Source organism: Rhizobium mesoamericanum STM3625, assembly GCF_000312665.1.
Classification (GTDB): Bacteria; Pseudomonadota; Alphaproteobacteria; order Rhizobiales; family Rhizobiaceae; genus Rhizobium; species Rhizobium mesoamericanum.
In genome coordinates, this window is sequence record NZ_HF536773.1 from 853304 (window position 1) to 860679 (window position 7376).

At 58.7% G+C, this 7376-nt stretch carries 6 protein-coding genes and 1 pseudogene; 5 read left to right on the plus strand and 2 right to left on the minus strand.

The window, feature by feature from the left end:
- Positions 1-113 precede the first annotated feature (113 nt).
- Both BN77_RS32510 and BN77_RS24205 read left to right on the plus strand, forming a co-directional pair.
- Positions 114-379: pseudogene (locus BN77_RS32510) on the plus strand (hypothetical protein); the annotation flags it as partial.
- A gap of 132 nt (positions 380-511) precedes the next feature.
- A complete protein-coding gene (locus BN77_RS24205) occupies positions 512-1852 on the plus strand; it encodes an epoxide hydrolase family protein (RefSeq protein ID WP_007537025.1) in 1341 nt (446 codons plus the stop codon).
- A gap of 165 nt (positions 1853-2017) precedes the next feature.
- On the opposite strand, the gene BN77_RS24210 is transcribed toward BN77_RS24205, so the two are convergent.
- Positions 2018-2704, minus strand: a complete 687-nt coding sequence (locus BN77_RS24210; protein ID WP_007537027.1) for a DUF1214 domain-containing protein — start codon at positions 2702-2704, stop codon at positions 2018-2020.
- Positions 2695-3009, minus strand: a complete 315-nt coding sequence (locus BN77_RS35710) for a DUF1254 domain-containing protein (RefSeq protein WP_007537030.1) — start codon at positions 3007-3009, stop codon at positions 2695-2697. The genes BN77_RS24210 and BN77_RS35710 overlap by 10 nt, the downstream gene beginning before the upstream one ends.
- A 326-nt stretch (positions 3010-3335) precedes the next feature.
- On the opposite strand from BN77_RS35710, the gene BN77_RS24215 reads away from it, so the two are divergent.
- The 3 genes from BN77_RS24215 to BN77_RS35955 all read left to right on the plus strand — a co-directional run bounded on the left by BN77_RS24215 (position 3336) and on the right by BN77_RS35955 (position 6951).
- Positions 3336-5684: a PAS domain S-box protein gene (locus BN77_RS24215; protein WP_007537032.1), complete on the plus strand. Its 2349-nt coding sequence runs from the start codon at positions 3336-3338 to the stop codon at positions 5682-5684.
- A 150-nt stretch (positions 5685-5834) separates the two neighbouring features.
- Positions 5835-6680, plus strand: coding sequence for a response regulator (locus BN77_RS33710; RefSeq protein ID WP_007537034.1), 846 nt, complete (start codon positions 5835-5837; stop codon positions 6678-6680).
- Positions 6670-6951: a helix-turn-helix domain-containing protein gene (locus tag BN77_RS35955; RefSeq protein WP_007537036.1), complete on the plus strand. Its 282-nt coding sequence runs from the start codon at positions 6670-6672 to the stop codon at positions 6949-6951. Before BN77_RS33710 ends, BN77_RS35955 begins: the two co-directional genes overlap by 11 nt.
- The last annotated feature ends 425 nt before the right edge of the window (positions 6952-7376 follow it).

Sequence of the window (7376 nt, forward strand, 5' to 3'; positions counted from 1 at the left end):
TTGAACGCCTCCCAGCGTTCATCCCGTTCCAGCGCATAATAGCGGTTCAATTCTGCGCGCATCTCCTCGCGCTTCAGCGGTTTGCCGCAGCTCTCGCAGATCGGTCCAAGGCCTCTGTTTCGGATATAATCATGCCGACGGGCAGGACAACGATCCATGTTCTCTGGGGACTGAGCGTTCGTCGTATCGACGACCGGTCGTGCGAATTCACCAATCTCGTCCGTTCCAGAACAACGGACGAGTTCAAGGCATTTCTCGACAGGCAGGGCATTCCGTTCGACGTTTTCCGTGCGCAGCGACAGCCGATGTCGATTGCCCACAATCAAGGCGAGACCCACTCTTTGCGGCCAGCATCGAGCGCGCTGCGCTGGGGAACTGAATCTCGGTGAACTCAAATGGAGACGAATATGTCAAAGCCGAACTACAGCGAGCAGACGACGACAGCACTCCTTCGCCATCCTGACAGCTGCCGAACTGCTCAACAGCTTGCAGTTGGAAAGGAGGAAATCAAATGACCCCGGAAAAGAAACGTCTCGACTTCAACCAACCCCAGGAAGTCGTCGATCAAGGACGACGGAAACTCGTGGCCTCGGCTGTGATCGGCCTGGCTGCCGCAAGTGTCGGCACCTCTCTTCGATCGGCTCCAGCGGTGGCATCCACCGACGCCGAAGCGGTAAGGCCGTTTCGCGTCAACGCGAGTGACAACGACCTGAATGACCTGCGCCAGCGCATCCGCATGACGCGCTGGCCGGATCGGGAGACAGTCTCCGACCAGTCGCAAGGCATCCAACTGGAAAGGCTGAAACCGCTGGTCGAGCACTGGGGCAGTGACTACGATTGGAGGAAGGCCGAGGCAAAGCTGAACGTGTTGCCGCAGTACACCACCAACATCGACGGCCTCGACATCCACTTCATCCATGTTCGATCGAAGCATCCGAACGCGTTGCCTGTCATCATTACCCACGGCTGGCCGGGTTCCATATTCGAAAACCTGAAGGTTGTCGGGCCGCTCACCGATCCTACGGCACAGGGCGGACATCCAGAGGACGCTTTCGATGTAGTTATTCCTTCGATGCCGGGTTATGGCTTTTCCGGGAAACCAACAACGACCGGCTGGGGTCCCGACCGCATCGCCAGAGTCTGGGCTGAACTCATGAAGCGGCTTGGCTACCAACGCTACGTAGCCCAAGGCGGCGATTGGGGCTCTCCGGTCTCAAGCGCGATGGCGCGGTTGGCTCCCGAGGGATTGCTCGGCATCCACATCAACCTTCCGGCGGTGGTTCCGCCGGAAGTGGCTGCCGTCCTCACACAGGGCGGACCCGCGCCCGATAGCCTCACGGCCGAGGAACGCGCCACCTTCGATGCGCTCAACACGAGCGCGAAAATGGGCAACCGATCCTATGCCATCATGATGGGGACGCGCCCGCAGACCGTCGGCTATGGCCTGACGGATTCCCCAGCGGGGCTTGCGGCATGGATGCTCGGCCATCCGGGCTTCTCACATTGGTCCTACAGCAACAGCGACACTGAGAAGACACTTGATGAGGTGCTAGACGACATCACGCTCTACTGGTTGACGAACAGCGCCATCTCGTCCGCACGGCTCTATTGGGAAACCGGCGGAACGAGCCCGGCGTTCTCGGCCCAGCAGAAGACCCGTGACATAGCGTTGCCAGTGGCGATCACTGTCTTTCCGGGAGAAAGCTATCAGGCACCGGAAAGCTGGGCGCGGCGTGCGTATCCGAACCTGAGTTATTTCCATATCGTCGACAAAGGCGGGCACTTTGCCGCTTGGGAGGAGCCGGAACTGTTCTCGGCTGAGTTGCGATCAGCATTCCGCTCACTCCGATAATCACTGATCCGATGGCGCGGCAACGAATGCCGCGCCATCAAAGGGCGGTGCCGTGACTGCGTTCGGGCCTTTTGCGGACGTTGGTGTCGCAGTCGTGGCGCGATAATTGTTAGCGGCCACAAACAATCTCGGAAATCAGTTCGCGATCGCCGCCTCGGGGAATGTTCAGGAACCGTCGAGAATTTCGGCTCGTGGGCGGTAGAGGCGGACCATGTAATTCCACTCCCTCGCGACCGGTAGGCAGTTGACAATCTTGCCGTCGCAGCCTCCAAACTGAACCGTGACTGAGCCATCATCGCCCTTCTCGGCCGTCACGCTATTGAGGGCGTAGGCATTGTAGGGGTTCTTGTCGTAAAAGCCCTCGGCGTTATAGACGCTGATGGACCAGAAGCCGTCGACAGGCACGTCCTTGACCTTGAGTTTGTAGATGGTCGTGCCATCGTTCTTTTCTGGAGTAATGTTGAGGTACCTGGCGTCTTTATCGGGGTTTCCGCCCCACCCGTAGGCAGCGCCCAACAAATGGCGGATGGGATCGACCTCTGCCTTCGTACCGAACGCCCTGTCGAAATTCGAAAGAGTCGATGCGAGAACGAGAAGCGCGTCGTGCACCTTCTTTTGGCTAGCGGTGTCGTAAGTGGGCAGTTCCAACGTGCCGGTGCCATTTTGGCTGGCTGTGATACCATCCTGAAGCGCATGCACCTGATCGATATCCTTAGGCTCGTTGGGATCAACCAGGATGCGGGTGCCGAGCAGGACATATCGCGTTCCGACGGTGGCCTTGTCGAAGGTGTGTGTTCCGGCTCCGTAAACGGTCGTCGCATAATGGTCCTGACTTACGGCCATCAGAGACATGAAGCGCGCGCCAGATCAGGCAACGTGAAGGTCACGGGGCCGGCATCGAGGTCAAAAATGCCGTAGCTATAGAGGGTGTCCCGGTTGAGCCTGATGACCGAATGGTCCTCGACGGGTGTCGGTTCACGATGATGAACCAGCTTCCCAAGTCCGCCGGCCTGCTTGGCGAGACTGCCGATATAGGTGTCGGATTCGGCACGCACAAAGTTATCGACGGTCACCGGTGTGGGGCCAGATTGCCCTGAGGCGACGGACGGCAGGCCAAAGAGCAGTGCAACGCCGATGGTTCTTACGTGACGGTTCATGGAAGGCTCCGATGTTAGGTTGGAACCTTCTGGGTGATCGTCGTTGATGCAAAGAAGTACGTAACAGTAAATGCTGACGTAAATTGCGGATATCGGGTTGCGCGGATCAGCCAAGTTCAGCGGTGAAAGCGTGCGGCCGCCTTGTTCACGGGCCGGTCTTCATGGGAGGCCCGCGGTCAACATGACCGCTCGTTGCGCAATCCGGTCAGGACGACAGTCGGCCCGAACCGCGCATTGGCTGTGAAAGAGCCGAGCTACCGCCAAGTTGTGTGATACGGTGCAGCTTATCGACTTCGTGAGCGATGTCCTACACGAGGAGCTTAACTGTGGCTGACGCACGAGAACTGGAGCGCCTCCTCGCGGATGCCAAGACCGAGAACGATGCCTTGCGGGAGAGCGAGGCCAAGTTTCGTGCGGTTTTTGAAACAATGATAGAAGCCTGCTGCATTTTCGAAATGATCTATGACGACGTTGGCAGGCCTGTAGATTGGAAGATCCTAGAAGCAAATGCTGGTTACGAAAAGCAGAGCGGATTGAAGGATGTCGCAGGTAAGCTGGCTAGTGAGGTAATGCCTGGAACAGAGGCATATTGGACTGAAACATTTGGCCGGGTGGTTCAAACCGGAGAGGCCGAGCAGATTGAAAAGTGGCACCAACCCACGGGACGATGGATTCATAGTTCTACAGCACGCGTCGGTGGCTCTGGAAGCAGGCGCTTAGTCAGCGTTTTCTATGACATCACCGAACGCAAACGCGCCGAGATCGCCCTGCGCGAAAGCGAAGAGCGGCAGGCATTCCTGCTCGAACTCAGCGATACGCTTCGACCGCTGGCGGACCCGGCAGCGATCCAGCTCGCTGCCGCCACGGTCCTTGGTCGACATCTGGGCGCAAGCCGCGTCGCCTATGGAGAAGATACTGGGGATGGCGAGACCTTCGTCGTGTCCCCGAACTATGTCGACGGCGCGCCCGACATGTCCGGGACGTTCCGCTATGCTGACTACGGGTCCGACATTCTGGCGGATTTGCGCGCCGGGCATAATCGCATCCAGCCCGACCTTGCTCAGGACGAAAGGTTGAGCGAAGCAGAGAGAGGAGCTTTCGCCGAGGCGGGCATCGGTGCGTCCCTGAATGTACCGCTGGTAAAGGCAGGAAGACTCGTCGCCTGGCTGGGGGTCAACTACGCCACGCCGCATGAGTTCACGCTGTGCGATATCCAATTGACCGAGGAAGCAGCGGAGCGAACATGGGCGGCCGTCGAGCGCGCCCGCGCCGAAGCGGCACTGCGCGTGAGCGAAGAGCGGTTTCAGCAGTTCGCCAACGCCTCCGCAGCGGCCCTGTGGATGCGAAACGCCGAGACGCTCAACATGGAGTTCGTCAGCCCGGCCATCGCGACAATCTATGGCACCGCACCCGACACTTTCATCGGCGACATCAGGCGCTGGGCAGCGATGATCGTACCTGAGGATCGGGACACGGCTATGAACCACATCAATCAGGCGCGCAATGGTGAGCCGGCCGTCCATGAATTCCGCATCCGGCGGAACGATGGTTCATTCCGTTGGATCAGGGACACAGACTTCCCGCTCTGTGACGAGAAGGGCAACGTGGAGCGCATTGGTGGTATCGCTGAAGACGTCACCGAGACAAAAATGGCCGTTGAACACCAAGGCGTGCTGCTAGCCGAACTGCAGCATCGCGTAAGAAACATCATGGCGATAATCCGTTCCACCGTGGTGAGGTCCGCCGATGGAGCGGGCGATGTCGAGAACTATAAGGTGTCGCTCGCTGGTCGGCTGCTGGCTTTGGCCCGGGTTCAGACATTGCTCACGCGTCAGGCCAATGCAGGCGGATCGCTACGCGGCATCCTTGAAAGCGAAATCGGAGCGCAGGCGCATTCCGAAAACCAGTATGAACTGACCGGCCCCGATCTTATGCTGTCCCCCAAGGCCGTCGAAGTCTTGACCTTGGCGTTCCACGAACTCGCCACCAACGCTTTGAAATATGGCGCGTTGTCGGTCAATGGCGGCAAGGTATCGGTCACGTGGACACTCTTCGAGAAGCGGGAAAAGCCGTGGCTTGCAATCGATTGGGTCGAGGAAGGCGCGCCATTTCGGCCTCCATCAACACGCCGCGGCTTCGGCTCCGAATTGATCGAGGCGAAAATACCTTACGAACTTCGTGGTACAGGCAAGACGTCGATTGAGCCGGGCGGCGCTCACTGCCACATTGAGTTTCCGCTTAGAGAAGCTGAAAGCATTCTGGAGACTGACGCCCCCGCGCCAACACGACTATACGGAGGAACTGTCGACATGACCGGAGCGCCGGACCTCACTGGAAAGACCGTTCTCGTGGTCGAAGACGATTATTACATCGCATCCGACACGGCGGCGGCGCTGCGAGGAGCAGGTGCCGAGGTCCTTGGCCCATGCCCAACTGAGGAGGACGTGTTGCGCCTTCTCGAAGAAGAGACGCCAACCGCCGTTGTGCTCGACTTGAATCTTGGTGGAGGTGGCCCGCGGTTCGAGATCGCACGTAAACTCGTTGAGCGCGGGACGCCATTCGTTTTCCTGACGGGTTACAATCCGGATGTGATCCCCGATGAACTAGCTGATGTCACCAGGCTTCAAAAGCCGATCACGTTGCGCGATATCGTCGAAGCGGTGAGCAAGCTCTAGCCGCAGACCGCAGTCGGCGGACCAGCGTGGCGGCGGGAGGAACAAGTAGAGGATAGGACGCCAGTCGGCCCAAAGCAGACCTCTCGCCTTGCTAAGCATGAACCCTGCGCTACATACCGTCCCTTTCAGTATGTGTGAGCGAGGATCGTCATGGTCGCGCGAGAAGCCCTTGAGGGAAAACGCATTCTCGTCGTTGAGGACGATTACCATACAGCTACCGAGCTGGCGAGTTGGCTTGCAGATCTCGGTGCCGTCGTCGCTGGTGCTTCGCCTTCCGTGGACATCGCACTTGAGTTGATCGCGTCCACGCGCGACCTCGACGGCGCGATCCTCGATATCAATCTGGGCGGAGAGATGGTGTTTCCAGTAGCGGACGAACTGGAACGCCTTGGTGTCCCGTTTGTCTTTGCCACGGCATACGAGCCCGATATTGTTCCTGCCCGCCATGCAGACAAAATCGTGCTGCGCAAACCTCTCGATGATGAAGGATTGGCGCTAGCACTATCGCGATCGGTGAGACCGAGGTCGGTGCCGTTGGAGGTGGCCTGTCGCAATGAAATTCTCGCTCGGCTGCCTCGGCATCAATTGGGAAACCTACTTCCACTCCTTCGGCACATCGCTCTGCCCAGAGGCGCTGTCCTGGAGGTAGCGAACCAGACCATCAGCCGGGTCTATTTCCCCACCGATTTCGTTGGATCGCTTATCGCAGTTGGCTCCGCCGGATCGCGGATCGAGGCGGGTTTGATTGGACGAGAGGGAATGACTGGCACCGGGATCGCAGTAGGCGACGACCGAACACCACATGAGCTGATTAATCAGATCGAGGGCGAGACTCTTGCAATGGCGGCAGATGACTTCCTGCTGTTTCTCAAGGAGTGTCCCGAGCTTGAGATCCTGGCTGCACGCTTTGCTCGATCCCTCGGTATCCAGGTCAGCCACACCGCCCTCGCCAACGGCAAGTTCGAGGTTAGCGCGCTGGCTACTCATGGTGGATGATCGCTCGGCAACGAACTCCTTCGGTCTGACGCACGAGTATCTGTCGATCATGCTTGGAGCGCGTCGGCCCTCCGTAACGGATGCAATTCACGTTCTCGAAGGCGAGCAGTTGATCCGGTCGACCAGGGGCAATCTGGGAATTCGGGATCGGAGTAGGTTAGTCGAGTTCGCAGGCGAGTCATATGGCACCCCGGAAGCTGAGCATCGGCGGTTGATGTCTCTGCCTTTGACCAGCCGGAAGACCCGAGCCAGCACGCACGCCCTCGCCTAGAAGCTACCGTCGCGGTGCAGCGCCCCCAACCGATATCTCGTGCGTCTCATCCCTGCCAACTGCCGATTGGCGTCGCTACCTTGCAGCTTTCGTCAGAACGAACCCTCGACAGTTAGCGTGATGAAATTACAGCAGCAGGGGCAATATCATGCCTCCAAGTCCGACCCTGACGCAGCGCCGGGAGATGAATGGCCCAACGGCCCCTGGTTCTTCACGAATGGCAGTGCCGACAACCGCTCGACCAATCTACATAGGCTGGGGAAAGGATATGGTGTCCCTCTACAACGACGGCTACATCCGATCCTCGGTGGGAAGCATCCAGACTGCGTAGGCAAGCCTATCGCGAAACCTGGCCGGAAATCTGGGACGAGTTAAATCGCTACATCGCAACGGCGATAGGACACCGCAAATCCTTTAGCGATTCT

Coding starts and splice junctions, on each gene's coding strand:
- BN77_RS24205 (WP_007537025.1), top strand. CDS start 512: ATGACCCCGGAAAAGAAACGTCTCGACTTCAACCAACCCCAGGAAGTC.
- BN77_RS33710 (WP_007537034.1), top strand. CDS start 5,835: ATGGTCGCGCGAGAAGCCCTTGAGGGAAAACGCATTCTCGTCGTTGAG.
- BN77_RS35955 (WP_007537036.1), top strand. CDS start 6,670: ATGGTGGATGATCGCTCGGCAACGAACTCCTTCGGTCTGACGCACGAG.
- BN77_RS35710 (WP_007537030.1), bottom strand. CDS start 3,009: ATGAACCGTCACGTAAGAACCATCGGCGTTGCACTGCTCTTTGGCCTG.
- BN77_RS24210 (WP_007537027.1), bottom strand. CDS start 2,704: ATGTCTCTGATGGCCGTAAGTCAGGACCATTATGCGACGACCGTTTAC.